The sequence below is a fragment of the Bartonella sp. CR84HXZ genome (genome assembly GCF_042194535.1).
GTDB classification, from domain to species: Bacteria; Pseudomonadota; Alphaproteobacteria; order Rhizobiales; family Rhizobiaceae; genus Bartonella; species Bartonella grahamii.
This window is the reverse complement of sequence record NZ_JBHIMY010000005.1, coordinates 58,318-74,780: the sequence shown is the minus strand read 5'-3', so window position 1 is coordinate 74,780 and position 16,463 is coordinate 58,318. Positions and strand designations below refer to the sequence as shown.

At 41.5% G+C, this 16,463-nt stretch carries 12 protein-coding genes; all 12 read right to left on the bottom strand.

The features are described 5' to 3' along the window. Nucleotides 1-497: 497 nt before the first annotated feature. The gene (gene ligA, locus ACFIKD_RS03640) at nucleotides 498-2,657 is read right to left on the bottom strand and encodes an NAD-dependent DNA ligase LigA (protein WP_375636170.1); all 2,160 of its coding nucleotides are present in this window, start codon (nucleotides 2,655-2,657) and stop codon (nucleotides 498-500) included. A 113-nt stretch (nucleotides 2,658-2,770) separates the two neighbouring features. Beyond that, nucleotides 2,771-4,432 (bottom strand): DNA repair protein RecN, encoded by a 1,662-nt coding sequence (recN, locus tag ACFIKD_RS03635; protein WP_375636169.1) that lies wholly within the window; start codon nucleotides 4,430-4,432, stop codon nucleotides 2,771-2,773. A 6-nt stretch (nucleotides 4,433-4,438) separates the two neighbouring features. Further along, nucleotides 4,439-5,332 (bottom strand): outer membrane protein assembly factor BamD, encoded by an 894-nt coding sequence (locus tag ACFIKD_RS03630; protein WP_015856633.1) that lies wholly within the window; start codon nucleotides 5,330-5,332, stop codon nucleotides 4,439-4,441. Between the two features lie 158 nt (nucleotides 5,333-5,490). Continuing rightward, nucleotides 5,491-6,375 carry a UDP-3-O-acyl-N-acetylglucosamine deacetylase gene (lpxC, locus tag ACFIKD_RS03625; RefSeq protein WP_375647241.1) on the bottom strand — a complete coding sequence of 295 codons (885 nt, stop codon included), beginning with the start codon at nucleotides 6,373-6,375 and terminating at the stop codon, nucleotides 5,491-5,493. A 211-nt stretch (nucleotides 6,376-6,586) separates the two neighbouring features. Continuing rightward, nucleotides 6,587-8,359, bottom strand: coding sequence for a cell division protein FtsZ (ftsZ, locus tag ACFIKD_RS03620; RefSeq protein WP_375647240.1), 1,773 nt, complete (start codon nucleotides 8,357-8,359; stop codon nucleotides 6,587-6,589). Nucleotides 8,360-8,422: 63 nt separating this feature from the next. Next, nucleotides 8,423-9,724 carry a cell division protein FtsA gene (ftsA, locus tag ACFIKD_RS03615; RefSeq protein ID WP_375647239.1) on the bottom strand — a complete coding sequence of 434 codons (1,302 nt, stop codon included), beginning with the start codon at nucleotides 9,722-9,724 and terminating at the stop codon, nucleotides 8,423-8,425. Continuing rightward, nucleotides 9,721-10,632 carry a cell division protein FtsQ/DivIB gene (locus tag ACFIKD_RS03610; RefSeq protein WP_375644781.1) on the bottom strand — a complete coding sequence of 304 codons (912 nt, stop codon included), beginning with the start codon at nucleotides 10,630-10,632 and terminating at the stop codon, nucleotides 9,721-9,723. Before ACFIKD_RS03610 ends, ftsA begins: the two co-directional genes overlap by 4 nt. Then, nucleotides 10,620-11,540: a D-alanine--D-alanine ligase gene (locus tag ACFIKD_RS03605; protein ID WP_375644782.1), complete on the bottom strand. Its 921-nt coding sequence runs from the start codon at nucleotides 11,538-11,540 to the stop codon at nucleotides 10,620-10,622. Before ACFIKD_RS03605 ends, ACFIKD_RS03610 begins: the two co-directional genes overlap by 13 nt. Before the next feature lie 238 nt (nucleotides 11,541-11,778). Continuing rightward, complete coding sequence (gene murB, locus ACFIKD_RS03600; protein ID WP_375647238.1) at nucleotides 11,779-12,756, bottom strand: UDP-N-acetylmuramate dehydrogenase; 978 nt, start codon at nucleotides 12,754-12,756, stop codon at nucleotides 11,779-11,781. Then, nucleotides 12,734-14,161 (bottom strand): UDP-N-acetylmuramate--L-alanine ligase, encoded by a 1,428-nt coding sequence (gene murC, locus ACFIKD_RS03595; RefSeq protein WP_015856640.1) that lies wholly within the window; start codon nucleotides 14,159-14,161, stop codon nucleotides 12,734-12,736. Before murC ends, murB begins: the two co-directional genes overlap by 23 nt. Then, complete coding sequence (murG, locus tag ACFIKD_RS03590; protein WP_375647236.1) at nucleotides 14,145-15,281, bottom strand: undecaprenyldiphospho-muramoylpentapeptide beta-N-acetylglucosaminyltransferase; 1,137 nt, start codon at nucleotides 15,279-15,281, stop codon at nucleotides 14,145-14,147. Before murG ends, murC begins: the two co-directional genes overlap by 17 nt. Further along, on the bottom strand, nucleotides 15,274-16,428 hold the full coding sequence (locus tag ACFIKD_RS03585) for an FtsW/RodA/SpoVE family cell cycle protein (protein WP_015856642.1): 1,155 nt from the start codon (nucleotides 16,426-16,428) through the stop codon (nucleotides 15,274-15,276). The genes murG and ACFIKD_RS03585 overlap by 8 nt, the downstream gene beginning before the upstream one ends. Nucleotides 16,429-16,463: the final 35 nt, after the last annotated feature.

The following is a 16,463-nucleotide window of genomic DNA, read 5'->3' as shown; positions in this document are numbered from 1 at the left end:
TAAAATACTTCAAGTTTTTTTACCGATAGGATAAAAGCTCTTCCCAAACTGAAACAGAACGGGATATACTTATAACAGATAATGCTTATCAACTATCCTCTACCATCTTCACATGAGTTATAGCCTTATTCTGCTGTATAGAAATTTTCATTATATTTTGTAATCCTCCGCGTCTCATTTCTAAAACGCCTATTATAACCAGCTCATTACACTGTTTAAATTCAAAAATTCTGCATATTTAGTTACAATTTTTACCTTGATTCACAGTGATACCGTATATCTTTTACTAATAATAACCTTGTATATTCTTAATCATAAGAGTTTAAGTTTAATATTTAAATTCAACGTTTTTTAATCACTTAATAAATATCAAAATATATGGCGCTCTATTTTTGCAAAAAAAAACAACCCCTATTATCCCCTTTTTGATTCCAGCCCCCCAAAATGTAAGAGAGATAACCATACAAACAGCATACGCATCTTCTAGAAAACGCCCTCTAAACATCATGTTCCTCAATCAACTGTAGCCAAGTCTCTTCATCGATAACCTCAACACCTAATTCTTCAGCTTTAGCCAATTTGGAGCCCGCTCCAGGTCCTGCAACAAGAAGATCTGTTTTTTTAGAAAGTGAACCAGATGTTTTGGCCCCTAATCGCTCTGCCAATGCTTTTGCTTCATCGCGTGACATATGCGCCAAAGTTCCTGTAAAAACAATTGTCTTCTCCGCTATTGGGGAAGAAGCTGTCGTGATAGGCTCTTCATCAAGAGGAGTTACTTCTTCAAGTAAAACAGACAAAACCTCACGATTATGCGCTTCTTGATAAAAATCAACAATTGCGCTCCCTACCTGTGGTCCAATTCCTTCGATATTGGTAAGCTCCATCCAAGCTTCATTGCCTTTTTCATTTGCCTTATCACATGGCATAAGTGCTCCCATAGCCGCAGTTTCAAAAGCTGTATAATTTTTATAAGTACGCGCAAGGCGGCGTGCATTCACCTCTCCAACATGACGAATCCCCAATGCAAACAAAAAACGGCTTAAAGGAATTTCGCGACGTGCATTAATGGCATCATACAATTTGCGAACTGAAACAGTACCAAAACCTTCTATATTTTCTAAACGTATCAAAGATTTTTCTTGGCGACGTTCTAAAGTAAAAATATCGGCTGGTGTATGAATACAAAGCGCTTCATCTTGAGCATAGAAAAAAAACTCTACCTGTTTTTTACCCAAGCCCTCAATATCAAAAGCATTACGCGCAACAAAATGACGAATACGCTCAATCGCCTGTGCAGGACAAATAAGCCCCCCTGTACAGCGACGCACGGCTTCTCCCACTTCACGAACAGCATGACTCCCACAAGCTGGACACAAATGAGGAAAAATAAAGACAGAAGCATCTTTCGGGCGTTTTTCAATAATAACATCAATAACTTGAGGGATCACATCACCAGCACGTTGTACAATCACGCTATCGCCTACACGGATGTCACGTCCTTCACGAATAGGCTCTCCTTTATGACCAATTCCCTTAATATAATCCTCATTATGCAAACTAGCATTGGTCACCACGACTCCACCAACAGTAATAGGTGTAAGACGTGCAACAGGTGTCAAAGCTCCCGTGCGACCAACTTGAATGTCAATATCTTTCAAAAGCGCTATCGCTTTTTCTGCTGGAAATTTATGCGCGATTGCCCAACGCGGCGAACGAGAAACAAACCCCAAGCGCTTTTGGAGCATCAAATCATTAACCTTATAAACAATCCCATCAATATCATAGCTTAAAGAATGACGGCATTCTTCGATATCGTGATAATAAGAAATAATTTCTTCTAACGTCTTAAAGGCTTTTGTTAATGGATTGATAACAAAGCCATATTCTTTTAGCTTTTTCATCATCTCCATTTGACTTTCTGCCAATATTTCACTCACCTCACCACAAGCATAAGCAAAAAATTGAAGCTTTCTGCTAGCGGTTATCCGTGAATCAAGCTGACGGAGTGAACCAGCTGCCGCATTTCGAGGATTGGCAAAGGTTAACTTGCCCTTCTCTTGTTGGCTGATATTAAGTGCTTGGAAATCCTCCCGCCCCATATAAACTTCACCACGCACCTCAATTATATCAGGAAAATCACCTTGCAAAACTTGTGGAATATCAGCAATGGTTCGGGCATTTGCCGTCACATTTTCACCGACAGTTCCATCCCCACGCGTTGCCGCCCCCACAAGCCGCCCCTTTTCATAGCGTAAAGACAAAGATAAACCATCAATTTTTGGCTCCGCTGTTATTTCCAACACCTGTGTTTCTGGAAGCCGTAAAAAACGACGAATACGCTCAACAAATTCAGTAACATCTTCAGAGCTAAACGCATTATCCAGTGAAAGCATTGGCTGTGCATGAACAGATTTTTCAAACTTTTCAGAAATTGGTGCCCCAATTTTATGTGAAGGAGAATCAACACGAATAAGCTCTGGAAAAAGAGCTTCAATTTCTGCATTACGGCGGCGCAAAGCATCATATTCTGCATCGGAAATTTCAGGCTGATCATCACGATTATAAAGCACATCATGACGTGCAATCTCTTTTGCCAACCACTCTAATTCACTTTCTGCTTCAACAGCTGTGAGATTTTTATCTGCATCTTTGTTCATAAAATCTATTCCAAATTACGAGCACTGCCACAAGGATGATCTCCGCGCCTCCTCATAAAGTGAATCTCAATAAATACAAGCTTTCCAGTATTTTTATCGCTGACTAATTACCTTCATGCTAGAAGCTTTTGAGCCGCTGCACGCGCTTCTTCAGTAATCTGTTCTCCTGCCAACATACGAGCAATTTCTTCTGCACGCTCATGCTCTTCCATTTTATGAATAGCAGTAACAAAGCGTCCTTTATCATGACTCTCAATTTTTGAAATAAGAAAATGACCATGCGCTTTCGATGCAACCTGTGGAGCATGCGTAATAGCGAAAACCTGAACATGTTCTGATAAGCGTTGCAACCGTTGCCCAATAGCAGCTGCAACAGCACCCCCAACGCCTGTATCAATTTCATCAAAGATCAGCGTCGGTGCTGATCCTCGATCAGATAAAACAACTTTTAATGCCAACAAAAAACGAGACAATTCACCGCCAGAAGCCACACTAAGCATTGGTCCAGCACGTGTTCCAGGATTTGTTCGCACCCAATATTCAATACGATCACATCCCTCTGCACTCCGCTTTTCGATATCACTTTGCATTTCAACAATAAATTCAGCCCTCTCTAATTTCAATGCCGGTAACTCAGTCATCACGCTTTCAGACAAGTGCTTTGCAATCTCTTGACGTTTTATTGACAACGCTTGTGCTAACGTATCGTAATTTTTTTGTGCTTGTTTTGCTTCATCTTCAAAACGTGTCAATATAGTCTGAGCCTCTTCAAAATCAGCTAATTCAGCATCCATCTTATCGTGTAACTGAACCAATTCATCCGCAGAAACTTGATATTTACGAGCAAAACCCCGAAGAGAAAAAAGACGCTCTTCTATCCGTTCCAATTCATCAGGTTCAAAATCTAATGCTCGTATTGCCGTCTCAATACCTTCTTGCGCTGTTGCAAGTGCATGCAATGCCTCATCAATAGATTTCACCACTGGTGCAATAAGCTCTTGTGCTTCAGGAATTTTCCGCTCCAAACGCCTCACCAAATTGGAAAGCACTGGGATTGGTGATTTTTGACCCGTTAAAAGATCATCCGCTTCTTTAATATCCGTCGCTATTTTTTCTAATTTAAGCATATCGGCACGACGAAGAGAAAGAGTATCCTCTTCACCAACTTTAAAATCAAGCTTTTCAAGCTCTTCTACACACGCACGAAGATAATCAACCTCACGTACAGCACTCTCTACTTTAAGACGCTGCCGTTGCAAACGCTCCTCAAATTCACGCCATGTGTAATAACACTGACGCAAATTTTCCACTTCATCCTCAAGACCACCAAAGGCATCTAATAATTGGCGATGTGTAGCAACATCAACAAGCGCACGATCATCATGTTGTCCATGGATTTCAACCAGCAAACGGCCAACACTCCGCATCAATGCAACACTAGACACCTGATCATTGATAAAAACACGGCTGCGTCCATCACTTGATTGCACACGTCGTAAAATAATATCACCCTCATCATCAAGACCATTCTCACGAATAAGTTGACGTGCAGGATGTGAAACAGACACATCAAAAACAGCTGTGACCTGCCCGCGCTCAGCACCATGACGCACAAGCGAAGCATCACCCCGCCCCCCTAGAGCAAGTGATAAAGCATCAAGGAGAATAGACTTCCCCGCACCTGTTTCTCCAGTTAAAACCGTCAACCCCGCCGTAAAATGAATATCGAGCGTTTCGATCAAAACAATATTATGAATCGAAAGCTGTACCAGCATAGAGAATCAACGTACCCTCTTCTTATCACCACCTAAAGCATTTGAGATCCAAGAAGATTTATGCTCGCGTGGCGATATTTTATTCTTCTGCAAGAGATTATAAGAAAATTTATACCACTCACTTTTGGGATAGTTACGTCCTAAAATAGCTGCTGCCGTCTGCGCTTCCGCCGTTAAGCCAAGAGCAAGATTAACTTCCGTCAAGCGGAAAAGCGCTTCTTCAATTTGATTTGTATCGGAATACTCTTCAACCACGGTACGAAACCGTCTACTTGCCGCAAGATAGCGCCGCCCCTCTTCATAATAACGACCAATCTGCATTTCTTTGCCAGCCAGCTGTTCGCGCCCAAAACGTATTTTATCCTTAGCATCCTTGACATATTCAGAATTAGGATAACGCTCTATAAGGAGCTGCATAGCAGCAATAGCACGTTTCGTATCACGTTGATCACGCGTAACATCAGGAATCCGACGGAAAGAAGAAAGACCAATAATATAGTACGCATAAGCCGAGTCAGTCGACCCTGGATAAAGAGTAATATAGCGTTGAGCCATACTAATTGAATCATCATACTTTCCGAGTCGGTAATTAGTAAAAGCACCCATGACCAAAGATTTACGCCCCCAGTCTGTATAAGCATACTGCTTTTCAATCTTCAAAAACTTCTTCGATGCATCCCCAAGCTTCCCACTCTCAAGGCTAGCAAGCGCCTGATTATATAAAACATCTGGTGGCTCTATTTTCAAAACATAAGCAGATGGATCAAGGGTATTTTTCTCTTTAAAGAGGCATCCCGCCAACATACAGGTGCTTCCCAAAAGCACCACCCCCAATATCTTGCGTACAATGTTAAATTTTCTATATGTCATATTTCCAATGCACACATGAGATTTTTTCATAGTTTTTCCGGCCTCCACAGAATATCACCTTGTAGCAAAAACAAGTTATCAAAGGTCTTATACCATATCACTTTAAAATCCACATAACCAATTTAGCAGTTTAGGTCAATCATCCCCTTAAAAATCAAATAAACGATAAAAAAATCTTGTCAATTTTTTTACTCTTTCTCTAAAAAGCTTTTTTCGTAATGTGATTCGTCTGCCAAAACAGCCTTCACCAATTGCGCATTAATTCTATGTCCACTACAATAAGAACGAAATAATCCAATAAAAGGCGCCCCAAGCAAAGCAGTATCACCAATCGCATCAAGCATCTTGTGCCGAACACATTCATTCTCCCAATAAGGACCATCGGGATTTAAAATTTTATCATTAAGGTCGATAACAAGAGAATTTTCCAAAGAAGCGCCTCTCGCCTTTCCAGAAAGCCTTAATTTTTCCACGTCTTTGAGAAAACCAAAAGTGCGCGCACGTGACAAATCATCTCTAAACCCTCGTGTGGTAAGATCAAAACTGAAATGTTGCTTACCAATAGCAGAAGAAGGAAAAGAGATCGTTATATCAAAACGACGTCCATCGAATGGCAAAAGCTCTGCAACACCATGAGCCCCTTCAACCCGCAACGGCTTTTTTATAATGAAATAAGAACGTAACGCATTTTGCTGTACAATGCCAACATCTTCAAAAGCTTGGCAATATAGCCACGCTGAACCATCCAAAATAGGAATCTCATTATGTGACATTTCAATAACAAGATTATCCAAATTATAAGCAGCAATTGCTGCCATCAAATGTTCAATTGTTTCAACCCTTACATCTCCATCTCCAAGTACCGTTGATAATTCAGTTGCTCCTGTTTGCGATGCATGGGCTTGAAATATTTTCTCTGTTCCGTCTAATCCACAACGCTTAAAAATAATACCACACCCAACATCCGCTGGACAAACCTTCACCACTGACAAACAGCCACTGTGAACGCCAATCCCCTTAAATGTTACTGCTTTTTTAAGAGTAGACTGATATTTTGGCACCAAGTTCATCATATTATTTTATTGAATTGCTTTTACATCTTTTAACAAAATTTATAAAATCATAAAAAATATTCATAGTAAATAATAAAAAAACCGCTTAGTATAAGCGGTTTTTTTAAAAAAAGTATTTTATCCAAAAAACAGCAATATATTTTACTGTATAATTTTTGACTGATCATAAAAGAGGTAATAAAATTGCTTACTTTGCCTCATTTTTCATCAATTAATTTGCTTGACGACGTAAAAATGCTGGTATTTCCAACTGATCTTCTTCACTTATAAAAGTACGCTGATCTTGTGGTACCTGAGGGTGCAGCTCACCAGAACGACGTGGAACATAAACAGAAGCATCTTGAGAAAGCGCCTGAGAATTTTTATTGTAAACATGAGACTCTTGCTGCTGAGACGATCTAACAGCAGGCTCCAGCCTCGCTTCTGGCTCTGCTTCTTCACGATGCGTCAAGCTCTGTTTCAAACGCTGCCAAAGATTACGAGGACCTTGATCAGTCACAGATGTCCTTTGACTTTGTCCATGAGCAACAGGAGGAAAATCCTTTAACTCAGGCATACGCATTGGAGCGCGCGCTTGCATTTGTTGCATTTGTTTTGGTTGCACTGGCTTTTCTTTTTGCTTCACAACCCCTGTCATCTCATCAAGAACATGCGCTGTTGCCTCCATATTCACGGGAGCAGTCATAGCCTGTTGAGAACCACGACTTACTTGCATACGGGGCACATTTGATCTCTGTTCCTGAACAGCATTTGAACCATACGTAACAGCATTCGTCGCACTTCGTGTCGTCATTGCTTCTGTAGGATGTGCAAAAATTTGACTTTTGGGACGGAACTGTTCTCCGGTTGATTTACCCTTCTCTATTTCAAGTGATTCGATCACTTCTACCATTGACTCAGAACGCAATGGCGATGACTGAACATGAAAAGAACTGTGTGGCGTTCCAGGATCGCTCTTGCGCATTGAAGAAACAGGCCTTTGAAGCTGAGGATGAGAGGACTGAACCACATCACTAACTTCACGATCAATACCGGTGGCAACCACAGAAACACGAATAACGCCTTCCAATGACTCATCATCAATAGCGCCAAAGATCACATTCGCATCAGCATCCACTTCTTCACGAATACGATTAGCAGCTTCATCAACCTCAAAAAGAGTCATATCACGACCACCCGTAATAGAAATCAGTAAACCACGCGCCCCACGCATAGAGGTATCATCCAACAATGGGTTTGCAATAGCAGCTTCAGCCGCAGCCAAAGCACGTCCATCACCAGATGCCTCACCCGTTCCCATCATGGCTCGACCCATTTCGTGCATAACAGAGCGAACATCAGCAAAATCAAGGTTAATCAAACCCTCTTTAATCATCAAATCCGTAATGGAAGCAACACCAGAATAAAGCACTTGATCAGCCATAGCAAAAGCATCAGCAAACGTTGTCTTATCATTTGCAATACGGAAAAGATTTTGATTGGGAATAACAATCAATGTATCGACAGACTTTTGTAATTCTTCAATACCAGCCTCTGCCGTTTTCATACGACGTGCGCCTTCAAACTGAAACGGCTTTGTCACAACACCAACAGTCAAAATACCTTTTTCACGCGCTGCGCGAGCAACAACGGGAGCAGCCCCTGTTCCAGTTCCTCCCCCCATACCAGCAGTAATGAAAACCATATGAGAGTCTGCAAGATGATCGATAATTTCATCAATACATTCCTCTGCCGCCGCTTGTCCAACTTCCGGTAAAGCACCAGCACCCAAACCTTCTGTCACAGCTGCCCCAAGTTGGATAACACGTTCAGCCTTTGACATAGCCAAAGCCTGTGCATCCGTATTTGCAACAACAAAGTCAACTCCCTGAAGACCAGCATTTATCATATTATTCACGGCATTCCCGCCACCACCTCCAACACCAAAAACGGTAATGCGTGGCTTCAATTCCGCGATATCTGGCCGATGCAGATTAATCGTCATTTTCTTTTCCTTCTCATAAGACACCGCAAGCCAAAGCGATGAAATTTATCCAACTAGACTTAACTAAAAACTCTCACGCAACCACTGACCAACACGCTGAAAATACCCACGCGTGCCCATCGATAAATGATTTCCTGCCGCCTGCATTGTTTTTTCTTCAAAACCCACCAATTGCGGATAAATTAACAACCCAACAGCAGATGTAAACGCCGCCCCTTTTGCAAGAGAAGGAAGCCTCGAAATACCTAAAGGCCGCCCGATACGAACATTTCTTCCTAATATAGTACGTGCCATTTCTGGCAATCCTGTTAACTGGCTTGCTCCCCCAGTCAAAATAACACGTTTACCAATGATGTGACCAAAACCAGAACGATTTAAACAATCACGGACCATTTCTAAAATTTCTTCAACACGCGCACGAATGATACGCCCAAGAACCGCGCGAGGATATTGAGTTTCACGCTGTTCACTCCCAATTTCTGCTACATTAATCATTTGCCGCTCATCGGTACTTGTTAAAAGTGCTGAACCATAAACAACTTTTAAACGTTCCGCCTCTGTTAGAGACATAGAAAATCCGCGCGCAACATCAAGAGTGACATGATGACCCCCAACAGCAAGAGCATCCGCATGAATAAATTTTCCCTCAAAAAACACTGAAAATGTTGTTGTTCCACCACCAAAATCAATACATGCAGCCCCTAAATGCGCCTCATCATTCATCAAGACAGAAAGACCACTTGCAAAGGGAGTAGCAACCATTGCTTCAACACTCAAATGTGCACGATTAACACAAGTTTCTAAATTACGCAAAGAAGCTGTTTCAGCTGTTACCACATGCACGTCAACACCAAATGTTTCCCCTGCCATTCCGACAGGATCAGAAATTCCTTTATCTCCATCCAATACATAAGAAACTGGAACTGAGTGCATAACATGACGTTCAGCATCAAAAGCTTTACGCGAAACATCTGAAAAGGCCATACGCATATCACGCTTGGTGACTTCACGACCATTCAAATGAACTTTTCCATTAATCAAAGTACTTTGTAATCGACTTGAGGAAAAATTCACAATCACTGAATCCACCACCAAACCAGCCATTTTTTCTGCCGCATCAACAGCCAATCTTATTGATTGTTCTGCTGCAAACATATCCATGACAACACCGGATTTAATACCGCGTGAACGCTGCACTCCAAAGCCTAGAATTTCCGTAGAATGTGTACGACCATGTAAATAGTGCGCATGCTTTAAAGGACGCAAACAAGCAATAAGACAAACAATCTTACTTGAACCGACATCAAGAACCGTTAAAAAACGTGTTTTACGCCCTCCCAGATGATGTGATCTAAGCAACATCATGGGTTTCCTGCCTTTCGTGTCTTTAAAATACGTTCTTCTTCTTCCACAGTAGCATGATAACGCTCCAACGTTTCATCTGATAAAGAAACAGTAATTCTATCAGCAAGACGTAAATCAACACTGCGAATATCGCGAGATAAAAGATCTTGCATTATACCGGACGAAACAAGAGAAGAAAGCTTTTCAAGGGCACCATTTTCAGGCAACATAACGCGCATTCCATTATCCAAAACAAGATCCCAACGTCGATCACCTACCCGCACGAAAGCACGAATACGATCATATACTTCCGGATAGACCGACAGCGCTTGAATAAACACTTTAGCAGCATTTTGCGCACCCTGCCCAACCACAAGAGGTAAATCCCGAACAATTTCCCCTTTAAAGGGCACAATGACACGACCTGTATTATCAACAATATCCACTATGCTATCATGTTGCCAAATAGCATAGGGTTCACGCTCCACGATGGAAATGCGCATTCTATTAGGATAAATTTTCTGAACATTAGCCGATTGCACCCAAGCCTGTTTTTCCAAAAGAGAACGTGCTCTTTCAACATCAAAAGTGAATATAGAAGGTGCAACATCAAGTTTTAAAATTTTAAAAATATCCTGCTTTGTCAAGCGCTTATTGCCGCTTATATCGACATGAGTGACCACAAAACTACTATCTAATATGATCGTGTTTACGATCACAGCCATCTGACCACTTGATGAAAGTCCATAAAAAGCCGTAACAAAGAAAAACCATACCACCGCAAAAGAACCGAAATGGCGTGGAATATGAATATTGACAAAAACAAACTCAAACATAAACCGGAGGAAACGACGATAAAGACGTGGCAAAGCCGGCACTGAAAGCACCTCCATCGGAACATTTGTTTTATTAACATTCAACGCATACATGATGCGTCCTCCACCATCCATTGAACAATATCGCCGTAAGTACGGCCGCTCGCTTTTGCAATATCAGGAAGAAGAGACGTCGATGTCATACCGGGTTGCGTATTAATTTCAAGCCAAACCAATTCTCCCGTTTTCTCATCAAAACGAAAATCAGAACGGCTAACACCTCGACACCCTATCGCCTGATGGGCTGCTAAAGACATTCTTTGCACACTTTGGTAAATATTTAGTGAAAGTTGTGCAGGACAAATGTGAAGAGAACCACCCGTTTTATATTTCGAGTCATAATCGTAGAATGGAAAGTGTTTATTGGGAAGAATTTCACACACATCCAGCACTTCATTCCCCAAAACAGCACAAGTCAATTCACGACCAGGAATATATTTTTCAATCATCACCTCATCGGCATACCCCCACTCAGCTCCCCCAATATTATGCGGCGGTGCTGCTTCATTTTCCTGGACAATGACAACACCAAAACTTGATCCTTCACACACAGGTTTAATTACATAAGGAGGCTCCATGGGATGCGTTTGTCCCAAAGCAAAGCGGCTCATGATACGAGAAGGAGCAACACAAACCCCAACATTTGCAACGATAATTTTTGCACGTCCCTTATCCATTGCCAAAGCGGATGCCATCACACCAGAATGGGTGTAAGGAATTTTTAAATATTCAAGAATCCCCTGGATCCGGCCATCTTCACCAAATGGACCATGCAATGCATTGAAGGCAATATCAGGCTGCAACTGTTCAAGAACAGAAGCAATATGAGCGTCAACATCCACGCGGCTCACGCGATACCCCTGCAGCTCTAGAACATCAGCACAAGCCGCCCCTGAAGATAAACTTACAGACCGTTCAGAAGAAAAACCTCCCATTAACACAGCTATATGTTTATCTCTCATAATAAATCACCCTCTTTCGCATACTATATGTAGTCTATATAAAATACATCAGCACCACATACAGAAAAAACAAGGTTTATCCTTGCGAATCAATAACCTAGCATTTTGCATAATGAATCAGACTCAAAAGCCTGATGCAAGAGATTCTTTGTTAATTTATTGATTCTTAATAGAAATTTTTTATTATCTCTTTGAAATGACTCAATTTTTTATTTGCACTTTTTTAGTGAACAATAAATCAATGAAATGGATCAAAAGGAGAAACACTTCGACCACGCTCAAATTGACCGATACGCTCTATTTCCCACTGTAAAAGGTGGGCTGAATTTGCAAAAACACGCGCACGCACTGTTTCTCCCAATGCTTCAAGATCATATCCTGTTGCTTGCCCTGTATTAATCATAAAGTTACAGTGCATTTCACTCATTTGAGCGCCACCAATCCGTAAACCACGACACCCTGCTTCATCAATCACGCGCCACGCAGATCCATTCTCAGGATTTTTGAACGTTGATCCTCCTGTCTTTTCACGAATGGGTTGTACTGTTTCTCTGTGGAGGGAAACTTCATCCATAGCAGCACGAATATCATCTTTATTACCAAGTTTTCCTTCCAATAAAGCAGCTGTAAAAATAAAATCTTTAGGAATATCACAATGGCGATAGGAATAATGCATATCTTTCAAACTCAAGATATGACGTTGCCCTTTACGATCCAGCGCATAGACCTCAACAACACGCGCTGCGGTTTCAATACCATTCGCACCCGCGTTCATTTTGAGAGCTCCTCCAAGAGCACCAGGAATACCATGATAAAAATGAAAACCTGCAATTCCTGCCTTTAAAGCGGCAACAGCTAAATGTTTATCCGCCGTACCAGCACCAACTAAAAAGCCTTTTGGAGAAACTTGCTGCACTTGCCCAAAGTTTTTTGGCGAAAGACGAATCACAACACCAGGAACGCCCCCATCACGCACCAGAAGATTAGAACCGATACCGACAATTGTTACAGGAACAAATTCAGGCAAATTTTGAAGAAAGAAAGCCAAATCTTGTTCATCAACAGGCTGATAAAAAAGCTCTGCCAACCCACCCGTGCGAAACCACGTTACCTTACGCATTTCAACATTAGGTGTAAGTTTGCCTCTCACGCCACCCAACAGCGGTTGCAATTGCGCCAATAGCGCCTCACCATCAATGTGCTGAAAATTTACCATGACCATCCAATACCGCTAATTGATGAGGCAACGCACAAGCCCATTGTGTGATATTGCCAGCACCAAGAAAAACAACATAATCCTCTGCCTGAGCAAATTTTGAGACAAAAGACACAACATCTTCCAGACTATGTATCAAGCGCACATCACGATGACCCGCCATTTTAATATGCTCTACCAATTCTTGAGAACCAAATCCTACAATAGGCTCTTCACCAGCCGCATAAACGGGCGTAATCAACACTGTATCTGCATCATTAAAACAAGCAGAAAAATCATCAAATAAATGATACAAACGTGAATACCGATGGGGTTGTGCAATCGCAATAACACGCCCTTTTGCACTCTCACGTGCTGCACGCAAAACAGCCTTTATTTCAACAGGATGATGTCCATAATCATCAAATATTTCAATACCCCGCCAACTTCCTGTTCGCGTAAAACGCCGTTTTACTCCGCCAAATTCTGCTAAGCCCCTTTTTATAGCTTCATTTGAAATGCCTAGTTCATGCGCAATAGCAATCGCCGCCGTTGCATTAGCAACATTATGCTGTCCTGCCATGGGCAAAAGCAAATTTTTCAACTCAATTTTTCTTCCTGTTTTGCGTGAGCGAACAAGAACATCAAAATGCGTTTTTTGACCATCCATCGAAAGATTAAGAAAACGAACATCCGCTTGTGGATTTGCACCATAAGTGATCACCCAACGATCATCAATACGGCCCGCCAATGACTGAACCTCTGGATGATCAAGGCACAAAACAGCAAAACCATAAAAAGGAACATTTTCTACGAATTGCCGAAAAGCCTCACGCACAGCATCAAAACTTCCATAATGATCTAAATGCTCAGCGTCAATATTAGTAATAACAGCAATATCAGCAGGCAGCTTTAAAAATGTACCATCACTTTCATCAGCTTCAACAATCATCCAATCGCCATCTCCTGTACGAGAATTCGTACCATAAGCATTAATAATACCGCCATTAATCACCACTGGATCAAAATGACCAGCATCAAGGAGAGCTGCGACCATTGATGTGGTCGTTGTTTTACCATGTGTACCACCCACCGCAATTGCACGCCGAAACCGCATCAGCTCCGCTAGCATTTCTGCACGTCTGACAAGCGGTAAATGTCTTTCCTTTGCAGCAATATACTCAGGATTTGTTTTTTTAACGGCAGTAGAAAAAACAACAACCTCTGCATTCCCTAAATTTTCAGCACAATGACCTATATGAACGTTAATTCCTTTTCTCCGCAAACGTTCAACATTTGCACTCTCAACTTGATCTGACCCTTGAACTTTATAGCCAAGATTATAAAAAACCTCCGCAATTCCACTCATACCGATCCCCCCAATTCCGATAAAATGGATAACGCCTATATCAAGTGGCATTTTCATTAAAAAGCTCCTCTTTTATATCTGACAACAATCGCCCTGCAATTAAGGATTCAGCCATATCAGCAAGGCAACTGGTTGCATGAGGTTTCCCAACTTTTTTTGCAGCAAGCGCTTGTTTTTCTAATAAATGGGGCGCACAACAAGCGTGCATTAAAAGAGAAGAAAGCTTTTGTGCATTTAAATCTTTTTCTGATACAATTTGCGCACCACCTACACGAGCAAGCAGAGCTGCATTGGCAGCCTGATCATGATCTAAAGCATAGGGATAGGGAACAAGCAAAGCAGGTCTACCAATCACCGCTATCTCACAAACAGATGAAGCCCCAGCGCGCGACAAAATAAAATGGGCATGTGCCATACGTTCAGCCATATCATCAAAAAAAGGAGCTACCTCTGCTTGTACACCCATATCACGATAGATTTTGATCAACCCTTCTGCTTCACCTCGAACTTGCTGCACAATTCGTAAACGTTTACGGTTCTTATCATCGAATAAAGCAATAGCTTCTGGAACAATATGTGAAAAAGCAGAAGCCCCTTGGCTACCTCCAAAAATCAAAAAATGAAATGGCTCTTCACCAGTTGAGGGATGATAAGGAATTTTGGCCGCCTCCAACACAGCCTCACGAACAGGATTCCCCGTCAAAAGTATTTTATGAGCATAAGCGCCATTTGGCGACAACAAACCACCAGCGATTGCACGCACAAAAATTGCCAACACCCGATTGGCACGCCCCATAACAGCATTTTGTTCATGAATAAATGTTACACGCCTCGTTAAGGCCGCAATAAAAAGAGGAGGAAAGCTCGGATACCCTCCAAATCCTCCAACAAGAACAGGACGTAATTTATAAAACAACGCCAACGATTGCCCCATACCCCTTAGCAAAGACCAAAACGTCTTTATCAGAGCAAAAGGATGGCGTCGTGTAAATGTTGCCGATGAAACGATATGAATATGCTCTTCATCAAAGCAGCGAACAAAAGGTCGTGCTCTTTCATCTGTTATTAAATGAACATCATATCCACGCTGCCTTAATTCAACAGAAAGGGCTTCAGCAGGAAAAAGATGTCCACCTGTACCACCAGCCACCAAAACAATAACTTTTTTATCATTCATAAGGAGTATCCAAGACAGAAGAGGAAGAAAAAGCTGAAAGGCGTGCTTCTGGCCAACGACGTGTTAAACTGAGCAAAATGCCCATTGAAAACGCAATCGCCACCATCGAAGAACCACCATAAGAAATAAAAGGCAATGTCATGCCTTTTGGAGGAATTAAGTGAAGATTAACGGCCATATTAATAGCTGATTGAAAGCCAATCATCATTGCTATGCCAGTAATACCAAGACGTATAAAGGAATCACGTGTATTCATGGCTATATACAATGAACGCATAACGATAAAGCCAAAAAGCATCATAATTAATAAACAAAGAATAATACCATACTCTTCAGCAGCAACGGAAAATACAAAATCTGTATGGCTATCAGGAATGATACGTTTTACTGTTCCCTCCCCAGGACCTTGCCCAAACCAACCACCATTCAAAATAGCCTCACGTCCTACATCCACTTGAAACGTATCCCCTTCACCTGTCAAAAAACCATTGATACGCTCGCGTACATGATGCAGAAAAAGATAAGCTAAAATAATTCCTACAACGCCTAAAATGAGAAAGAGAAAAATAATGGTAAGAGGTACACCAGCAATAAAAAACAGCCCCCCCCATGTTGCACTTATTAAAACTGTTTGTCCAATATCAGGCTGCAAAACCAGAAGCACACAACAAATGGCATAAAGTAGAATCGCTAACGTATAACCCAGAATTCCCCTCCTGCGTATCTGTTCTGAAAAAAGCCAAGCAGACATAACCACAAAAGCTGGCTTCATAAACTCTGAAGCCTGTACAGAAAAACCAAATAGTAGAATCCACCTCCGTGCTCCCTTTAATTCTGGACCCCAAAATAAGGTTGCAACCATAAGAGCAAGCGTTACAATGAGCAAAAGAGCACATAAACGACGAATATTAGAAAGCGAAAAAAAGGAAATGGTAACCATCGTAAAAAATGCTGAAATGCTAAAAATGATATGCCACCGAACAAAATAAAAACTATCAGCAATTCCGATTTTTTTTGCAATAATAGGGCTGGCAGCAAAAGACAGCATAATGCCAATTCCCATTAAAATTAAACAAGCTGCAAAGATAGAGCGATCAATCGTCCACCACCAATTAGCAATTGGATCTCTATCTGCACGCGTAACCATGGTATCCACCTTATCCATTTTATAAATTATCTTAA